At 61.6% G+C, this 17,694-nt stretch carries 14 protein-coding genes; 8 read left to right on the top strand and 6 right to left on the bottom strand.

Annotated elements, in window-relative coordinates:
* Positions 1 to 111 precede the first annotated feature (111 nt).
* The 5 genes from ACFZPT_RS25675 to ACFZPT_RS25695 form a co-directional block, all read right to left on the bottom strand.
* A complete protein-coding gene (locus tag ACFZPT_RS25675) occupies positions 112 to 1,131 on the bottom strand; it encodes a branched-chain amino acid aminotransferase (RefSeq protein WP_034098950.1) in 1,020 nt (339 codons plus the stop codon).
* Between the two features lie 182 nt (positions 1,132 to 1,313).
* On the bottom strand, positions 1,314 to 2,693 hold the full coding sequence (gene lpdA / locus ACFZPT_RS25680; protein ID WP_034111001.1) for a dihydrolipoyl dehydrogenase: 1,380 nt from the start codon (positions 2,691 to 2,693) through the stop codon (positions 1,314 to 1,316).
* Between the two features lie 4 nt (positions 2,694 to 2,697).
* Positions 2,698 to 3,954, bottom strand: a complete 1,257-nt coding sequence (locus ACFZPT_RS25685; RefSeq protein WP_034110999.1) for a dihydrolipoamide acetyltransferase family protein — start codon at positions 3,952 to 3,954, stop codon at positions 2,698 to 2,700.
* Positions 3,955 to 5,013, bottom strand: a complete 1,059-nt coding sequence (locus ACFZPT_RS25690; protein WP_034098947.1) for an alpha-ketoacid dehydrogenase subunit beta — start codon at positions 5,011 to 5,013, stop codon at positions 3,955 to 3,957.
* 1 nt (position 5,014) lies between these two features.
* Positions 5,015 to 6,250, bottom strand: coding sequence for a 3-methyl-2-oxobutanoate dehydrogenase (2-methylpropanoyl-transferring) subunit alpha (locus ACFZPT_RS25695; protein WP_034110996.1), 1,236 nt, complete (start codon positions 6,248 to 6,250; stop codon positions 5,015 to 5,017).
* Positions 6,251 to 6,445: 195 nt separating this feature from the next.
* Between ACFZPT_RS25695 and bkdR the strand changes: the two genes are divergently transcribed.
* From bkdR to ACFZPT_RS25710, 3 genes are all read left to right on the top strand, one after another.
* A complete protein-coding gene (bkdR, locus tag ACFZPT_RS25700) occupies positions 6,446 to 6,928 on the top strand; it encodes a Bkd operon transcriptional regulator BkdR (protein ID WP_034098945.1) in 483 nt (160 codons plus the stop codon).
* 177 nt (positions 6,929 to 7,105) lie between these two features.
* Positions 7,106 to 8,731, top strand: a complete 1,626-nt coding sequence (locus ACFZPT_RS25705; RefSeq protein WP_034099839.1) for a methyl-accepting chemotaxis protein — start codon at positions 7,106 to 7,108, stop codon at positions 8,729 to 8,731.
* A 29-nt stretch (positions 8,732 to 8,760) separates the two neighbouring features.
* Positions 8,761 to 9,984, top strand: a complete 1,224-nt coding sequence (locus ACFZPT_RS25710) for an HD-GYP domain-containing protein (protein ID WP_034098944.1) — start codon at positions 8,761 to 8,763, stop codon at positions 9,982 to 9,984.
* Positions 9,985 to 9,989: 5 nt separating this feature from the next.
* Here ACFZPT_RS25710 and ACFZPT_RS25715 read toward each other — a convergent pair whose 3' ends face one another.
* Positions 9,990 to 10,853, bottom strand: coding sequence for an MBL fold metallo-hydrolase (locus ACFZPT_RS25715; RefSeq protein ID WP_034110993.1), 864 nt, complete (start codon positions 10,851 to 10,853; stop codon positions 9,990 to 9,992).
* 95 nt (positions 10,854 to 10,948) lie between these two features.
* On the opposite strand from ACFZPT_RS25715, the gene ACFZPT_RS25720 reads away from it, so the two are divergent.
* The 5 genes from ACFZPT_RS25720 (at position 10,949) to ACFZPT_RS25740 (ending at position 16,659) form a co-directional block, all read left to right on the top strand.
* Complete coding sequence (locus tag ACFZPT_RS25720) at positions 10,949 to 11,284, top strand: helix-turn-helix transcriptional regulator (protein WP_017527038.1); 336 nt, start codon at positions 10,949 to 10,951, stop codon at positions 11,282 to 11,284.
* A 50-nt stretch (positions 11,285 to 11,334) separates the two neighbouring features.
* Positions 11,335 to 12,579 (top strand): FAD/NAD(P)-binding oxidoreductase, encoded by a 1,245-nt coding sequence (locus ACFZPT_RS25725; RefSeq protein ID WP_034098941.1) that lies wholly within the window; start codon positions 11,335 to 11,337, stop codon positions 12,577 to 12,579.
* Positions 12,580 to 13,386, top strand: coding sequence for a sulfite exporter TauE/SafE family protein (locus ACFZPT_RS25730; RefSeq protein ID WP_034098940.1), 807 nt, complete (start codon positions 12,580 to 12,582; stop codon positions 13,384 to 13,386).
* Positions 13,387 to 13,553: 167 nt separating this feature from the next.
* Positions 13,554 to 14,711, top strand: coding sequence for a nitric oxide-sensing protein NosP (gene nosP / locus ACFZPT_RS25735; RefSeq protein WP_034098939.1), 1,158 nt, complete (start codon positions 13,554 to 13,556; stop codon positions 14,709 to 14,711).
* Positions 14,641 to 16,659, top strand: coding sequence for a NahK/ErcS family hybrid sensor histidine kinase/response regulator (locus ACFZPT_RS25740; protein ID WP_080758657.1), 2,019 nt, complete (start codon positions 14,641 to 14,643; stop codon positions 16,657 to 16,659). The genes nosP and ACFZPT_RS25740 overlap by 71 nt, the downstream gene beginning before the upstream one ends.
* The last annotated feature ends 1,035 nt before the right edge of the window (positions 16,660 to 17,694 follow it).

Consider the following 17,694-nt stretch of genomic DNA (forward strand, 5'->3'; position numbering starts at 1 on the left):
AGAACACCGGAAAGTAAATGTGGGAGGGGGCTTGCCCCCGATGCGGTGTATCAGTCGACAGATTCATTGACTGAGCCACTGCTATCGGGGGCAAGCCCCTCCCACAGGCGGTTAGACCTTTACGATCCAGCCGGCTGGCGCTTCGACGTCACCGGTCTGCACGCCGGTCAGCTCTTTGTAGAGCTTCTGGGTGATCGGGCCGACTTCGGTTTCGCTGTGGAACACGTGCAGTTTGCCGTTGTACTGGATACCGCCGATCGGCGAAATCACCGCCGCCGTTCCGCAGGCGCCGGCTTCCTTGAATTGGTCCAGCTTGTCGATGAACACTTCGCCCTCGACCACTTCCAGGCCCAGGCGGGTCTGGGCCAGTTCGATCAGCGACAGGCGGGTGATGCCTGGCAGCACCGAAGGCGACTTCGGTGTGATGAACTTGTTGTCATGGGTGATTCCGAAGAAGTTGGCCGAACCGACTTCTTCGATTTTCGAGTGGGTCATCGGGTCCAGGTAGATCGCGTCGGCGAAACCGGATTTCTTCGCTTCCGAGCCTGGCATCAGGCTGGCGGCGTAGTTGCCACCGACCTTGGCTGCACCGGTGCCCTGTGGCGCGGCGCGGTCGAAGGTGGAGATCTGGAAGTTGTGGGGCACCAGGCCGCCCTTGAAGTAGGCGCCGACCGGGATGCAGAACACCGAGAAGATGAACTCCGGCGCGGTGCGCACGCCGATGTTGTCACCGGTGCCGATCACGAATGGGCGCAAGTACAGCGCACCCCCGCTGCCGTAGGGCGGGATGAAGCGCTCGTTGGCCTTGACCACTTGTTTGCAGGCGTCGATGAATACGTCGGTCGGTACATGCGGCATCAGCAGGCGCGCGCAGCTGCGTTGCATGCGGGCGGCGTTCTGGTCCGGGCGGAACAGGTTGATCGAGCCGTCCTTGCAGCGGTAGGCCTTGAGGCCCTCGAAGCACTGCTGACCGTAGTGCAGGGCGGTGGAGCCCTCGCTGATGTGCAGCACGTTGTCGTCGGTCAGGGTGCCAGCTTGCCATTCGCCGTTCTTCCAGGTCTGGAGAAACCGCTTGTCGGTCTTGATGTAATCAAAACCCAGCTTGTCCCAATTGATGCTTTCGTTACCCATGACACCCTCTATCTCTGGTCAAGTCGGATTTTTTTCTGGATGGGCGCAACAATACTGCATTCTTGGCTCGTGTGGGAGCAGGTGGGCGGACCATCCGACATCTGTATTGGCTGATCCGCCGCTATCGCGGGCAAGCCTGGCTCCCACCGTTGATTGCATTCCAAAGGTGGGAGCTGACTGGCTTACAGATGCAGCGCGTGGCCCAGCGCCCGCAATGCCGCTTCCTGCACAGCCTCGCCGAGGGTCGGGTGCGCATGGATGGTGCCGGCCACGTCTTCCAGGCGCGCGCCCATTTCCAGGCTCAGGCCGAAGGCCGTGGACAGCTCCGAGACGCCAACGCCCACTGCTTGCCAGCCGACAATCAGGTGGTTGTCACGCCGCGCCACCACCCGCACGAAGCCGGTTTTCGACTCCAGCGTCATCGCCCGGCCATTGGCCGCGAACGGGAAACTCGACACGATGCAGTCCAGCCCCGCCGCCTTGGCATCGTCGGGGGTCTTGCCGACCACCACCACTTCCGGGTCGGTAAAGCACACCGCCGGGATCGCCGCCGGGTTGAACTCGCGATGCAGGCCGCTGATCAGTTCGGCGACCATCTCGCCCTGGGCCATGGCCCGGTGCGCCAGCATCGGTTCGCCGCTCAGGTCGCCGATGGCCCACACGTTGCGCATGCTGGTCTGACAGCGGCTGTCGACCTGGATTGCCATACCGTTCATGTCCAGGTTCAGCGCTTCCAGGTTCCAGCCCTGGGTGTTGGGTTTGCGACCCACCGCGACCAGCACCTGGTCGGTGGCCAATGACAAGGTGTCGCCATTGGGGTCACGCACTTGCAGGTGGCCGTCGGCAAACCCGGTGACACTGTGCTTGAGGTACAGCTTCACCCCCAGTTGTTTGAGGGAGTCGGCCACCGGTTGGGTCAGTTCGGCATCGTAGGCGGGCAGGATGCGATCCTGCGCCTCGACCACGCTGACTTCTGCGCCAAGCTTGCGGTAGGCCGTGCCCAGTTCCAGGCCGATGTAGCCGCCGCCCACCACAATCAGGCGCTTGGGCACTTGGGTGGGAGCCAACGCTTCGGTAGATGAAATGATCGGCCCGCCAATCGGCAGCATCGGCAGGTTGACGCTTTTCGAACCCGTGGCCAGCAGCAGGTGTTCGCACTGGATGCGTTGCTCGCCGACATCGACGGTCTTGCCGTCCACCACCTTGGCCCAGCCGTGGATCACTTGCACCTTGTGTTTCTTGAGCAACGCGGCGACGCCGGTGGTCAGGCGGTCGACGATGCCGTCCTTCCACTCCACGCTTTTGCGGATATCGAGGCTGGGTACATCCACTTCGATGCCCAACTGGGAACCCTGGCTGTGGTGCACGGTTTGCTGGAATTGTTCGGCCACATGGATCAAGGCCTTGGACGGGATGCAACCGATATTCAGGCAGGTGCCGCCCAGGGCCTGGCCTTCCACCAGGATGGTCGGAATGCCCAATTGCCCGGCGCGGATCGCCGCCACATAACCGCCGGGGCCGCCGCCGATAATCAGCAGGGTGGTATGGGTAATTTGTGTCATGCCCTTACTCCAGGAACAGGCTGGCGGGTTGTTCGAGCAGGCCGCGAATGGCCTGGATAAATTGCGCCGCGTCCATGCCATCGACCACGCGGTGATCGAAGGAACTGGAGAGGTTCATCATCTTGCGAATCACGATCTGGCCCTTGATCACCATCGGCCGTTCGACGATGCGGTTGACGCCGACAATCGCCACTTCCGGCAGATTCAGCACCGGTGTGCTGACAATACCGCCCAAGGCGCCGAGGCTGGTCAGGGTGATACTGGAACCGGACAATTCCTCACGGCTGGCCTTGCCATTGCGTGCGGCCGTGGCCAGGCGCGTGATTTCTTCGGCGGTGCCCCACAGGTTGCGCGCTTCGGCATGCCGCACCACCGGCACCATCAAACCCACGTCGCTCTGGGTGGCGACGCCCACATGCACCGCGCCGAGGCGGGTGATGACCTGGGCTTCGTCGTCGTAGCGTGCGTTGATCTGCGGGAAGTCCCGCAGCGCCACGACCATGGCCCGCACGATAAACGGCAGCAGGGTCAGTTTTCCCCGAGTGGCACCGTGTTTTTCGTTGAGGTGCACGCGCAGTTCGTCCAGCGCAGTGACGTCGATTTCTTCCACATAGCTGAAATGCGCGGCGCGCCGGGTGGCGTCCTGCATGCGCTGGGCGATCTTGCGGCGCATGCCAATTACCGGGATTTTTTCTTCGTCGTGGCGTTCGGCGTAAGGGCTGGCAGTGGTCTTATTTTGCGTCGGACGCTGGAGCAAGTAAGCGTCCAGATCTTCGTGCAAAATACGGCCCGCTGGGCCAGAGCCCTGAACCAGGCGCAGTTGGATGCCGGCATCCAGCGCATGCTTGCGCACGGCGGGGGAGGCCAGGGGGCGTTCGTCAGCTTCGCGGGCCACCGGGGCTTGCGTCGCAGCCTTGGTTGGCGCGGGTTTGCTTTCAACCGGCGCGGGTTTGGCTTCCACCGCAGGTGCGGCCTTCACCGGTTCGGCAACCGCCGGCACATCCTTGGCATTGCCCGCGCCTTCCACTTCGATGCTGATCAACACACTGCCCACGGCCATGACTTCGCCTGGCTCGCCGCCGAGAGCAATGACCTTGCCGTGGACCGGCGAGGGAATGTCCACCATCGCCTTGTCGGTCATCACGTCCGCCAGCACCTGGTCTTCGACGACCATGTCGCCGACCTTCACATGCCAGACCGACAGTTCAACTTCCGCAATGCCTTCGCCAATGTCCGGCATCTTGATAACGTGCGTGCCCATTCAGACCTCCATGACCCGTTGCAGCGCCGCGCCCACACGGGACGGCCCTGGGAAATACGCCCACTCTTGCGCGTGCGGGTAGGGGGTGTCCCACCCGGTGACGCGTTCGATCGGCGCTTCCAGGTGGTGGAAGCAATGCTCCTGCACCAGCGCTACCAGCTCGGCGCCAAAGCCGCAGGTGCGCGTGGCTTCATGCACCACCACGCAACGGCCGGTCTTTTTCACCGACTTGACGATGGTTTCCAGGTCCAGCGGCCACAGGCTGCGCAGGTCGATGACTTCGGCATCGATGCCGGTTTCTTCGGCGGCGACTTGCGACACATACACGGTGGTGCCGTAGGTCAGCACGGTGACGGCCGAGCCCGGGCGCACAATGGCGGCCACGTCCAGGGGCACGGTGTAGTAACCGTCCGGTACTTGGGCTTGCGGGTGTTTCGACCAGGGGGTGACAGGGCGGTCGTGATGGCCATCGAACGGGCCGTTGTACAGGCGCTTGGGTTCGAGAAAGATCACCGGGTCATCGTTTTCGATGGAGGCGATCAGTAGGCCCTTGGCGTCATACGGGTTGGACGGCATCACCGTGCGCAGGCCGCAGACCTGGGTGAACACTGCTTCGATACTTTGGCTGTGGGTCTGGCCGCCATAGATGCCGCCGCCGCAGGGCATGCGCATGGTCAGCGGCGCGGTGAACTGGCCGGCCGAGCGATAACGCAGGCGCGCGGCTTCGGAGATGATCTGGTCGGTGGCCGGGTACACGTAGTCGGCGAACTGGATTTCCGCCACCGGGCGCAAGCCATAGGCGCCCATGCCTACCGCCACGCCAACGATGCCGCTTTCGGAGATCGGCGCGTCGAACACCCGCGAGGTGCCGTACTTGCTCTGCAAGCCTTCGGTGCAACGGAACACGCCGCCGAAGTAGCCGACGTCCTGGCCGAACACCACGACGTTGTCGTCCCGTTCGAGCATCACATCCATGGCCGAGCGCAGGGCCTGGATCATGGTCATGGTGGTGGTGGTCATGGCGGTTTCCAGTTCGATGCTGTTGTTGTGATCGTTCATGTCAGATCCCCAACTCCTGACGCTGGCGCTTCAAGTGCTCCGGCATCTCTTTGTAGACGTCTTCGAACATGGTCGCGGCGCTTGGAATCTGGCCACCGGCCAGAGTGCCGTACTGCTCGGCTTGTTTTTGTGCGGCGATGACTTCCGCTTCCAGTTCGGCACTGACCGCCGCGTGTTCCTCTTCGGACCACTGGCCAATCTTGATCAGGTGCTGTTTGAGACGGGCAATCGGGTCGCCCAGCGGGAAGTGGCTCCAGTCGTCGGCGGGGCGGTACTTGGACGGATCGTCCGAAGTGGAGTGGGGGCCGGCGCGGTAGGTGACCCATTCGATCAAGGTCGGGCCGAGGTTGCGGCGCGCACGTTCGGCGGCCCAGGCGGAAGCGGCGTACACCGCGATGAAGTCGTTGCCGTCCACACGCAGGGAGGCAATGCCGCAACCGACGCCGCGTCCGGCGAAAGTAGTGGCTTCACCGCCGGCGATGGCCTGGAAGGTGGAGATGGCCCACTGGTTGTTGACCACGTTGAGAATCACCGGCGCGCGGTAGACGTGGGCGAAGGTGAGGGCGGTGTGGAAGTCCGATTCGGCGGTGGCGCCGTCGCCGATCCAGGCCGAGGCGATCTTGGTATCGCCCTTGATCGCCGAGGCCATGCCCCAGCCCACACCCTGTACGAATTGGGTGGCGAGGTTGCCGGAAATAGTAAAGAACCCAGCGTCTTTGACCGAGTACATGATCGGCAACTGACGGCCTTTTAGGGGGTCGCGCTCGTTGGACAGCAACTGGCAGATCAGGTCCACCAGCGGCACTTCGCGGGCCATCAGGATGCTTTGCTGGCGGTAGGTGGGGAAACACATGTCGTCGATGTTCAAGGCCAGGGCCTGGGCGCTGCCGATGGCTTCTTCGCCAAGGCTCTGCATGTAGAACGACATTTTTTTCTGACGCTGGGCGACCACCATGCGGTTGTCGAAGATCCGCGTCTTGAGCATGGCGCGCATGCCCTTGCGCAGAACCTCCACGGGAACCCCTTCGGCCCACGGCCCCAGGGCCTGGCCCTGGTCATCGAGCACGCGGATCAGGCCCTTGGCCAGGTCGGCGGTGTCGGCGGGTTCTACATCGATGGCGGGTTTGCGCACCAGGCCGGCGTCGGTCAGGCGCAGGTAGGTGAAATCGGTCTTGCAGCCTGGGCGGCCCGAGGGTTCGGGAACGTGCAGGCGCAGTGGTTCGTACTGCTGGGTCATGGCTTTCTACGCTCTATCTTGTGAATTTCTTGTAGTGGGCGCGCTAGCTGACAATCCGTCTCCGGGTAGGAGAAATCTTGTCCTACAACAATCATAGGCGGGGCGTAGAAGAATATTTATCTGTGTTTCGTTGCGCTCGGGACCATTTGCGGATAAAAAAACTGCATAAACATAATAAACAGGTGATTTTGTCTCATGCGCAAACTGGACCGTACCGATATCGGCATTCTCAACGCCCTTCAAGAGAATGCGCGCATCACCAACGCCGACCTGGCGCGCTCGGTCAACCTGTCGCCCACCCCGTGTTTCAACCGGGTCAAGGCCATGGAAGAACTGGGCCTGATCCGCGAGCAGGTCACCCTGTTGGACGCCGATCTGCTGGGCTTGCACGTCAATGTGTTCATTCACGTCAGTCTGGAAAAGCAGAACGAACTGGCCCTGCAACAGTTCGAGAGCGCCATTGCCGATCGCCCCGAGGTGATGGAGTGCTACCTGATGGCCGGCGACCCCGACTACCTGATTCGCGTGCTGGTGCCGACGATCCAGGCGCTGGAACGCTTCATGATGGACTTTCTGACCAAAGTGCCGGGCGTGGCGAATATCCGCTCCAGCTTTGCGCTCAAGCAGGTGCGCTACAAGACTGCGTTGCCATTGCCGCCAGGTGGGTTGATGGTTTGATCGGTGCGGTCACTAAACCTGAGAGGCACCGATAGTTCGCTCGGTAATAATCGGCGTCTTTTTTATTTTCCATTAATGAAAAATTGCGTGAGCAGTCACGTATTTTTCACATCCGATTAAACACATTAGCCCCATGAGGCCGGGATGTTCGCGGCCCGGTACAAGGGGTATACCGCGATGTACATGAGAGCCTGGAAGTTGAACGTTCGTACCACACTTTGTTTTGGGGTGGTGTGTGTTCTGTTGTTAATTCAGGGAGCAATGACGCTAGTTAAAGTCGATAAGGTTTATTCATCGACTGTTGAAATAGAAACCAATTGGTTGCCCAGTATTCGCCTGGCAGGCGAGATCGATTCGGCGTTCTACAAACTACGCCTGGATTTACGCCGTTACGCCATGGAAATACCCCGCCAGGACCCGGCATCTCTCGAAAAGCTCAAAGCCGTGCGCACCGAGGTCCTTGATGTTGCTGCTCGTTATGCGCCGTTGGTATCGAGCCCCGAGGAACAAGTCACGTACAACCAGGTATTGGCCAGCATCAAGAATTACAGCCAGAGAATGGATGAGTTTGTGGGAGAGGCTTCGACAATGTCGGCCGAACAGATGTCGACATACTTGCGGGAAGTCAACGGGCCTATCGCGCTTGAAGTTCAACGTTCCATCAGCGAGTTGATCGCATTGAATGGGCGTGGCTCGACCGCCGCTGTAAACGTGGCGTCCAGCGAGCATGACGCGGCGCGGATGTTCACGTGGGTATTGATGGGCGGCTCAGTGCTGCTTGCCATCGTGGTCGCTCGCCTGTTTACCCGCAGCATCGTTGTTCCCGTGCGGGAGTTGTTGGTATCGACCGGCAAGATTGCCGACGGCGATTTACGCGTGGCCATTGCTGTCAATGGCAATGACGAGCTGACCGAGTTGCAACGGTCCACCGCCGCCATGCAGATGAACCTTAAAGCCACGCTGCAGCATATTTCCGAAGCATCCGGGCAACTGGCGTCGGCGGCGGAAGAGATGAGTTCCATCACGCGCGAGTCCAGCGCCGGTATCGAACGCCAAAGCCTGGAAACCGACCAGGCCGCCACGGCGGTCAATCAGATGACTGCGGCAGTCGAGGAAGTGGCCAGAAATGCCATTTCGGCCTCACAGTCGACTCAGGACTCCCAGCGATCGGCGTCGGTGGGCCAGGAACGGGTCACACAAACTATTGCCTCGATCGAAAAACTTAGCGCTACGGTCCAGCAGACCGGGCTGGAGGTCGAGGGCTTGGCCAAGCAGGCCCAGGACATTGCCAAGGTGGTCGAGGTGATCCGCTCGATCGCGGAGCAGACCAATTTGCTGGCATTGAACGCCGCCATTGAGGCCGCGCGGGCCGGTGAGCAAGGGCGCGGCTTTGCCGTGGTCGCCGATGAAGTCCGCGCGCTGGCTCATCGCACGCAGACCTCGACCCAGGAAATCGAGCAAATGATTGCGAAAATCCAGGTCTGCTCCAGCGAGGCGGTGGCGTCCATGGGCTTGAACCGCAGCGAAGCTGTGGACTCCTTGAAGATTGCCCACGAAGCCGGCGTGGCGCTGACGCAGATTACCGAGGCGATTGGCGATATCAATGAAAGAAATCTGTTGATTGCGGCCGCTTCCGAAGAGCAGGCTCATGTAGCGCGTTCCGTTGACCAGAACCTGATCAGCATTCGCGATTTGTCTATCCAGAGTTCTTCGGCGGCGAGCCAGACGTCTACGGCCAGTCATGAGCTGTCCAGATTGGCGATAGACCTCAAGCAGATCGTTGGGAAATTCTCCGTGGCTTGACCGCAGGATCGCGGTCGTGAGGGGGGGAGATGTTGAAGTGCATTTCTGCATCGCAAGTCGTTCAGGGAATGTATGTCCATAAACTCGACGGCGCCTGGATTGATCATGGCTTTTGGAAAACCAGCTTTCTGCTGAGCCACGCTGAGGACGTGCAGCGTTTGCGCGATGCTCCGGTGCGCGCCGTGTGGATCGATACTCAAAAGGGCTGCGATATCAGCCTCAGCATCGCGCCCAGCCCGGAGCAAACGGTGCAACCACTCGCGGCGCCGTCGCGACTGGTGGTGGCTGAGCCGGCCGACATCAAGGCTGAAGTGGCCCGAGCGGTCAAACTGTGCGCGGTGGCCAAACGCGCAGTGATCGAAATGTTCGGTGACCTGCGCATGGGGCGGGCAGTGGAGCCGACCCAGGCGGCCGCGCTGGTGGACGAGATCTCCCAATCCATCCTGCGCCATCCCCATGCCTTGATCAGCCTGGCACGGCTGAAGACGGCAAACGAATATACCTACATGCACTCGGTGGCGGTCTCCGGTTTGATGATCGCCCTGGCGCGCCAGTTGGACCTGGCGCCGCCGTTGGTGCAGGAGGCGGGCCTGGCGGGGTTGTTTCATGACGTGGGCAAGATGGCCGTTCCCGAACCTATCCTGAACAAGCCGGGGGCCTTGACCGACGGTGAGTTTGGCGTGGTACGCAAACACCCGGTGCTGGGCACCGATTTGTTACGGCAGTCGCCGCGGATCAGCGCCCTGGTGTTGGATGTCTGCCTGCACCACCATGAAAAATGCGACGGCAGTGGCTATCCCCATGGCCTGGTGCAGGACCAGATCAGTTTGTTGGCACAAATGGGCGCGGTGTGTGACGTATACGATGCCGTGACTTCGGAGCGCCCTTACAAGCACGCTTGGGGGCCTGCCGAAGCGATTCAGAAAATGGCGGAATGGAAAGGCCATTTTGATGAACGGGTGTTCCAGGCGTTCGTGCGTTGCGTGGGTATTTACCCCGTCGGCGCTTTGGTGCGCCTGGAAAGTGGCCGCATCGCGGTGGTCCTCGAACAAAACCCACTGTCATTGCTGACCCCCGTGGTCAAGGTGTTCTTCTCCGCGCGTTCCGGGCTGCCGGTGACTCAGACGGTGGTCAACCTCGCCAAGCAACCGGACAAGATCGTCGGCCGTGCCTTGGCTGAAGAGTGGGGGTTCAAGCAAGTCGACGAGTTATGGTGCGGCATTACCCGTGGCAAGGGTTCTTATTTCGATTAGGCGCTTCAGAGCTGGTTGAGCGGGATCTTCAAATACACCACGCCGTTGTCTTCCGCCGGCGGCATATTCCCCGCGCGTACGTTCACCTGAATCGCCGGCAGCAGCAGCGTCGGCATTCCTAACCCGGCGTCGCGTTGGGTGCGCATCGCCACGAACGCCGCTTCATCCACACCGTCATGCACATGAATATTGCTTGCGCGCTGTTCGGCCACCGTGGTCAGGCATTTCGCCTCGCGCCCCTGGGGCGGGTAGTCGTGGCACACGTACAACTGGGTTTCCAGGGGGAAGGCCAATAACTTGCGCATCGACGCGTACAACTGATGCGCATCGCCGCCGGGGAAGTCGCAGCGGGCGGTGCCCACATCCGGCATGAACAGCGTGTCGCCCACCAGGATCAGCTTGCCGTCGATCAGGTAGGCCATGTCTGCCGGGGTATGCCCGGGCACATGCAACGCCTGGGCTTTCAAACGGCCGATGTGGAAGATTTCGTCCGGCGCGAACAAATGATCGAACTGCGAACCGTCGACGCGAAATTCCGGCTCCAGGTTAAACAGGTTTTTAAACACGTTTTGCACCTGGCTGATGCACTGGCCGATGGCGATCTTGCCGCCCAGCGTACGGCGCAGGTACGGCGCGGCGGACAGGTGGTCGGCGTGGGCATGGGTTTCCAGCAACCACTGCACCTGCAACCCGTGCTCGTGCACGAATGCGATCACCTTGTCAGCCTGGGCGGTGTCGGTGCGACCGGAAGCCGGATCGTAGTTGAGCACCGAATCGACGATGGCACAGGGGCCGCCGTCCGCTTCGTAGACCACGTAGGTGTAGGTCGACGACGCCTCGTCCAGAAAGGATTGAATCAACGCTGGCATGGCGGTAGCCCCTGATGCTGGAAAAAAGTGATTACAATCACTTTATGTTTACACATAATGTTTTCAGATTAAGTGACACACAGGACCCGAAGCAAATGGAATCTACCTTGAGTGAGGGCGAAGTCGCCCAACTGCGTGCTTCCGCGTCCAAGGCCTGTGCCTTGCTCAAGGCGTTGGCCAACGAAGACCGCCTGTTGATCCTGTGCCAGTTGACCCAGGGCGAACGCAATGTGGGCGAGCTGGAAACCATGACCGGCGTGCGCCAGCCGACGCTGTCGCAACAGCTTGGCATCCTGCGCGACGAAGGGCTGGTGGCCACCCGTCGCGAAGGCAAATACATTTTCTACGGACTGGCCAGCCACGAAGTGATCCAAGTGATGAAGACCCTGTCCGGCCTTTACTGCGGCGCGGTCATAAAAAGCTGGGCGTGACGCCATCCGGCAGCGACCCTTGTGTGCATTGACAAAAAAGGCGATAGACCATGACCGACCAACACTGGGGCCAGACCATCAGTGGCGACATCGTTGTCATCGGCGGCGGTTCGGCAGGCATTGGCTTGCTGGCCAGCCTGCTCAAGCGCGACCCCGACCTGAACATCACCCTGATCGAACCCAGCGACTACCACTGCTACCAACCGGCCTGGACTCTGGTGGGCGGCGGTGCCTACGACCTGAAAAAGACCCGCCGCCCTTTGGCCGATGTGCTGCCCAATGGCGTGACCTGGGTGCAGGCCGCCGTCACCGAGGTGCTGCCGGACAGCCAGAGCCTGGTGCTCGACAACGGCCAGCGCGTGACCTGGAACAACCTCATTGTCTGCCCCGGCCTGCGCCTGGCCTGGGAGAAAATCGAAGGCTTGCAGGACACCCTCGGCCAACACGGCGTGACTTCCAACTACAGCTACGAGCACGCCGCTTATACCTGGCAGCAAGTCAAGCAACTCAAGGCCGGCAAGGCACTGTTCACCCAGCCGGCCATGCCGATCAAATGCGCCGGCGCGCCCCAGAAGGCTATGTATCTGTCGTGCGACCACTGGCTCAAGCAGGGCCATTTGCAAAACATCGGCGTGGAATTCAACCTGGCCGGCGCGGCGCTGTTCGGCGTGGCGACCTTCGTGCCGCCGTTGATGAAATACGTGGAGAAATACAACGCGCGCCTGGCCTTCAATGCCAACCTGGTGAAGGTCGACGGCCCGGCGCGCAAAGCCTGGTTCGAGGTCAACGATGCCGAGGGCAACGTCACGCTTGTGGAAAAAACCTTCGACCTGCTGCACGTGGTGCCGCCGCAACTGGCCCCGGAATTTATCCGCCACAGCCCGCTGGCCGACGCTGCCGGCTGGTGCGATGTGCACCCGCACAGCCTGCAGCATCAGCGCTATGCGCCTATTTTTGGCCTGGGCGATGTGTGCGGCACCAGCAACGCCAAGACCGCTGCTGCCGTGCGCAAGCAGATCGTGGTGGTAGCCGAAAACCTGCTGGCCCTGCGCAAGCAGGCGCCGTTGCCGCTCAAGTACGACGGTTATGGCTCCTGCCCGCTGACGGTGGAGAAGGGCAAAGTGGTGCTGGCTGAGTTCGGCTACGGCGGCAAATTGCTGCCGACCTTCGCCCTCGACCCGACCCAAGCGCGCCGCTCCATGTGGTGGCTCAAGGCGACCTTGCTGCCGTGGTTCTACTGGAACGGCATGCTCAAGGGCCGCGAGTGGCTGACCCGTCTGAGCAAGGTGGACTGAATGCTACTGGCCAGTGTGTTGGGGGTGTTGATGGGCCTGGTCATGGGCCTGACCGGCGCGGGCGGCGGCATCCTCGGCGTGCCCGCGTTGGTGTTGGGCCTGGGCTTGAGCATGACCCAGGCCGCGCCGGTGTCGTTGCTCGCGGTGGGCGCGGCGGCGGCAGTGGGGGCGATAGACGGTTTGCGCCATGGCCTGGTGCGCTATCGCGCCGCCTTGCTGATCGCCTTGCTCGGCGCGCTGTTTTCACCGCTGGGGGTGTTCGTCGCTCACCAGATGCCCGAAGCGTTGCTCAAGGGCCTGTTCAGCGCGTTGATGGTGCTGGTGGCCTGGCGCATGCTGCAACGGGAAAAAAACCAGGCCGGGCCGAGCGACCATGGCGCCGCCTCCTGGGGCCAGAAAAACTGCATGCTCAACCAGCAGACCGGGCGCCTGGCCTGGACCGCCAAATGCACGGCCACCCTGGCTGCGCTGGGCGCCATCACCGGTGCGGTGTCGGGCTTGCTCGGCGTCGGCGGCGGCTTTCTGATCGTGCCGGCGTTCAAGCAACTCACCGACGTGCAGATGCGCGGCATCGTCGCCACATCATTGATGGTGATCAGTCTGATCTCGCTGATCGGCGTGGTCGGCGCGTTCCATGCCGGCGTCCGTATAGACGCCGTGGGCTGGGTGTTTATCGCCGCGAGCATCGTCGGCATGCTGATCGGCCGGCGGCTATGCTCGGTGATTGCCGCACGCACCTTGCAGGTGGGGTTCGCCAGCCTGTGTGTCGCGGTTGCAGCGGGAATGCTTTTGAACGCTTTACGCTGAACTTGAAATGCAATTGCAATGTGGGAGGGGGCAAGCCCCCTGCCACATTTGAATCCTCTGTGCGTTTGCGCACTTTCATCCCATCGCATCCCCCACCCAGTACCCAAGTAGCATAGGGCCGCAGCCTCTGCCTTCGTACACTCAAGCCTCTGAGGGGAGAGTCGACGATGCACAACCACGAAGGCGTAGTGAGCGCCATGTCCCAGGCAACCGACGCCGGGCAGGCCGCCGAAGAGTTGGCGCGACAGCTGCTGCATCCGTATCTGGGTTTTGTGCTGTTTTTCTGCTCGGCCTCCTACGATTTGCAGGCCCTGGGCAATGCCTTGCAGCACTGCTTCGGCAGTGTGCGCGTGGTCGGTTGCACCAGCGCCGGCGAGATCACGCCCCAGGGCTACGGGCGCAATTGCGTGACCGCGATGGGCTTTAACCATGCGCACTTTTCCATTGCCACTGAACTGATCGACCAGGTCGAGCACTTCAGCCTGATCGATGCCCAACATATGGTCGAACGCCTGGTGGGCGGTTGCCGCAGCAACACCCTGGCGCCGATCAAAGGCAACACCTTTGCCCTGACCTTGCTCGATGGTCTGTCCAGCCGCGAAGAAATGGTGCTCGCTGCCCTCAGCGCGGCCCTGGGGGATATCCCGCACTTCGGCGGCTCGGCTGGTGACGACAACTTCCTGACCCACACCCATGTGTATTTCAACGGCGCGTTTCACAGCGGCGCGGCGGTGGTGGTGTTGGTCAACACCTGGCTGGATTTTGAAGTGTTCACCACTCACCACATCCTGCCGCGTGCGGAAAAACTGGTGGTGACCGCAGCCGACAGCCCGTCCCGCCGGGTATTCGAACTCAATGCCGAACCTGCCGCTGAAGAATACGCGCGGCATATTGGCGTGGCGGTGGCCGACCTCGATCACCGCATCTTCGCTGCCCACCCGCTGGCAGTGCGCATCCACGACCAGTATTACGTGCGCGCCATCCAGCAAGTGCATGACGACCTCAGCCTGAGTTTCTACTGCGCGGTGGAAAACGGCATCGTGCTCACCGTGATGGAACCCGGGCCGATCCTGCCAAACCTGCAAAACCTGTTCGACGGCCTGCACACGCGCCTCGGCGACCTATTGCTGACCATCGGCTGCGACTGTTTCCTGCGGCGCCTGGAGCTGGAAGACGCCGACACCCTGGAACAGATCGGCGGTTTCCTGCAGGACCAACGCGTGCTGGGCTTCAACACCTACGGAGAACAGTTCAATGGCATGCACATCAACCAGACCTTTACCGGGGTCGCCATTGCCCGAGGACGCGCGCCTGGGCCGCACTGAACTGCTGGCCGAACTGGCACGCCTGCGGGGGGACAACCACAAGCTGGCGCGGATCAATGCGGCGCTGATCGAACGCATCGAGTCCGGTGTGTCCCAGGGCAATGACCCGTACACCACGTTCCAGCACTCGGTGGTGTTGGCCGAGCAAGTTCGTGAGCGCACCGACGCCTTGAACCAGGCAATGGCCGAACTGCGCGCCAGCAACCACTTGTTGATCAATGCCCGCCTGCGCGCCGAAACCCTGCGCCGTGAGCAGGCCGCCGCGCAAAAGGCCCAGGAAAGCGAACGCTGGATTCGCCTGATCACCGACCACGTTCCCGCGCTGATCGGCTACCTGAATGCCGACCTGGTGTATGAGTTCACCAATAAAGTCTACGAACAATGGTACTGCTGGCCTCCGGGCATGATGCTCGGCCAGAGCTTGCGCGAGGTCCATAGCGAGCAGCACTGCCAGCGTCTCGATGCGTATGTCGCGCGCGCTCTGGCGGGGGAGAGCGTGACCTTTGAATTCGCCGAAACCAATATCAACAACCAGGAGCGCTACATGCTGCGCTCCTACGTGCCCAACCGCCTGGCCACGGGTGAAGTGGTGGGGATTTTCGTGCTGATCCGCGACATCACCGAGCGTCGTCGCACCGCCGAGGCCCTGCATCAGGCCTATCAGAACCTGGAGCAGCGTGTCGCCCAGCGCACCTCGGAACTCACCGCGCTCAACGACCAGTTGCTCAAGGAAATCGATGAGCGCCGCCGCATGGAAACCCGTCTGCGCGAGGCCAAGCGCGAAGCCGAACAGGCCAACCTGTCGAAGACCAAGTTCCTTGCCGCCGTCAGCCACGACCTGCTGCAACCGCTGAACGCCGCGCGGCTGTTCACCGGCGCCTTGCTGGAACGTCGCGAGCCCCAGGCCAATGAAACCCTGGTGCGCAATGTGAGCAATTCCCTTGAAGACGTGGAAAACCTACTGGGCACCCTGGTGGATATTTCCAAGCTGGACGCCGGCGTGATCAAGGCCGATATCGCGCCGTTCGCCCTTAGCGAGCTGCTGGACAACCTGGCGGCCGAATACACCGAACTGGCCCGCAGCGAAGGGCTGGAATTGCATTTCATCGGGTGTTCGGCGTTGGTGCACAGCGATATCCAGCTGCTGGCGCGGATTCTGCGCAACCTGTTGAGCAATGCGATTCGCTACACCTATAGCGGCCGCGTGGTGTTGGGCTGTCGGCGCCAGCATCAGCGCTTGTCGATCCAGGTGTGGGACAGTGGCATGGGCATCGCCGAGGAGCGCCTGGAGGAGATTTTCCAGGAGTTCAAACGCGGCGATGTGCAGCGTCGCGATCAGGATCGCGGGCTGGGGTTGGGCCTGGCCATTGTGGAAAAGATCGCCGGCATCCTGGGCCATCGCATCAGCGTCAAATCCGTACCCGGCAAGGGCTCGATGTTTGCCGTGGAGGTGCCCTTGAGCGCCACCGCGCCCAAGACCTTGCCCGTACCGAGCATGAGCGAACCGATGCTGGAGCGTTTACAGGGCGCCCGGGTATGGGTGCTGGATAACGACGCGGCGATCTGCGCCGGCATGCGCACCCTGCTCGAAGGCTGGGGCTGCCAGGTGGTCACCGCCTTATCGGAACAGGACCTGGCCGGCCAGGTGGACAACTACCACGCCGAGGCCGACCTGCTGATCGCCGACTACCACCTGGACAATGACCAGAACGGCGTCGACGCCGTGGCCCGCATCAACGCCCGCCGCGGTCGCCCGATACCGGCGCTGATGATCACCGCCAACTACAGCAACGAACTCAAGCAACAGATCCGCGAACAGGGGCACACCTTGATGCACAAACCGGTACGGCCGATGAAGCTGAAAACTGCCATGAGCCATCTACTGGGCAAGGGGAGGAGGGGGCAAGCCCCTGATGGCGGCCTGTCAGCCAGCTCATGCATTGACTGAACCACCGCTATCGGGGGCAAGCCCCCTCCCACCTTTTGTCCCGCGTTTGTCTGGAAGGCCAGCGGCGCAGGCATGAGCCAGGATTGAGCATAATCGGTGCTGATCCACACAGATCAAGATGTGGGGGGGGGCTTGCCCCCGATGGCGGCCGGTCAGCCAGCCCATGCATTGACTGAACCCCTGCTATCGGGGACAGGCTCCCTCCCACCTTTCGCCCCGCGTTTGTCTGGAAGGTCAGCGGCGCAGGCATGAGACAGGATTGAGCATAATCGATGCTGATCCACACAGATCGAGATGTGGGAGGGGGCTTGACCCCGATGGCGGCCGGTCAGCCAGCTCATGCATTGACTCAACCACTGCTATCGGGGGCAAGCCCCCTCCCACCTTTTGCCTTTCGTTTGTCTGGAGGATCAGCGTCGCAGGCATGAGCCAAGATTGAGCATAATCGGTGCTGATCCACACAGATCAAGATGTGGGAGGGGGCTTGCCCCCGATGGCGGCCGGTCAGCCAGCCCATGCATTGACTGAACCCCTGCTATCGGGGGCAAGCTCCTTCCCACCTTTCGCCCCGCGTTTGTCTGGAAGGTCAGCGGCGCAGGCATGAGACAGGATTGAGCATAATCGATGCTGATCCACACAGATCGAGATGTGGGAGGGGGCTTGACCCCGATGGCGGCCGGTCAGCCAGCTCATGCATTGACTCAACCACTGCTATCGGGGGCAAGCCCCCTCCCACCTTTTGCCTTTCGTTTGTCTGGAGGATCAGCGTCGCAGGCATGAGCCAAGATTGAGCATAATCGGTGCTGATCCACACAGATCAAGATGTGGGAGGGGGCTTGCCCCCGATGGCGGCCGGTCAGCCAGCCCATGCATTGACTGAACCGCTGCTATCGGGGGCAAGCCCCCCACCTTTTGCCTTTCGTTTGTCTGGAAGGCCAGCGGCGTAGGCACGAGCGAGGATTGAGCTTAATCGGTGCTGATCCACACAGATCAAGATGTGGGAGGGGGCTTGCCCCCGATGGCGGCCGGTCAGCC

Origin of the sequence: Pseudomonas sp. MD330_10 (assembly GCF_042610415.1) — a bacterium.
Classification (GTDB): Bacteria; Pseudomonadota; Gammaproteobacteria; order Pseudomonadales; family Pseudomonadaceae; genus Aquipseudomonas; species Aquipseudomonas rhodesiae.

Coding starts and splice junctions, on each gene's coding strand:
- bkdR (WP_034098945.1), top strand. CDS start 6,446: ATGCGCAAACTGGACCGTACCGATATCGGCATTCTCAACGCCCTTCAA.
- ACFZPT_RS25740 (WP_080758657.1), top strand. CDS start 14,641: ATGGCATGCACATCAACCAGACCTTTACCGGGGTCGCCATTGCCCGAG.
- ACFZPT_RS25715 (WP_034110993.1), bottom strand. CDS start 10,853: ATGCCAGCGTTGATTCAATCCTTTCTGGACGAGGCGTCGTCGACCTAC.
- ACFZPT_RS25705 (WP_034099839.1), top strand. CDS start 7,106: ATGTACATGAGAGCCTGGAAGTTGAACGTTCGTACCACACTTTGTTTT.
- ACFZPT_RS25730 (WP_034098940.1), top strand. CDS start 12,580: ATGCTACTGGCCAGTGTGTTGGGGGTGTTGATGGGCCTGGTCATGGGC.
- lpdA (WP_034111001.1), bottom strand. CDS start 2,693: ATGACACAAATTACCCATACCACCCTGCTGATTATCGGCGGCGGCCCC.
- ACFZPT_RS25675 (WP_034098950.1), bottom strand. CDS start 1,131: ATGGGTAACGAAAGCATCAATTGGGACAAGCTGGGTTTTGATTACATC.
- ACFZPT_RS25720 (WP_017527038.1), top strand. CDS start 10,949: ATGGAATCTACCTTGAGTGAGGGCGAAGTCGCCCAACTGCGTGCTTCC.
- ACFZPT_RS25685 (WP_034110999.1), bottom strand. CDS start 3,954: ATGGGCACGCACGTTATCAAGATGCCGGACATTGGCGAAGGCATTGCG.
- ACFZPT_RS25695 (WP_034110996.1), bottom strand. CDS start 6,250: ATGACCCAGCAGTACGAACCACTGCGCCTGCACGTTCCCGAACCCTCG.
- ACFZPT_RS25690 (WP_034098947.1), bottom strand. CDS start 5,013: ATGAACGATCACAACAACAGCATCGAACTGGAAACCGCCATGACCACC.
- nosP (WP_034098939.1), top strand. CDS start 13,554: ATGCACAACCACGAAGGCGTAGTGAGCGCCATGTCCCAGGCAACCGAC.
- ACFZPT_RS25710 (WP_034098944.1), top strand. CDS start 8,761: ATGTTGAAGTGCATTTCTGCATCGCAAGTCGTTCAGGGAATGTATGTC.
- ACFZPT_RS25725 (WP_034098941.1), top strand. CDS start 11,335: ATGACCGACCAACACTGGGGCCAGACCATCAGTGGCGACATCGTTGTC.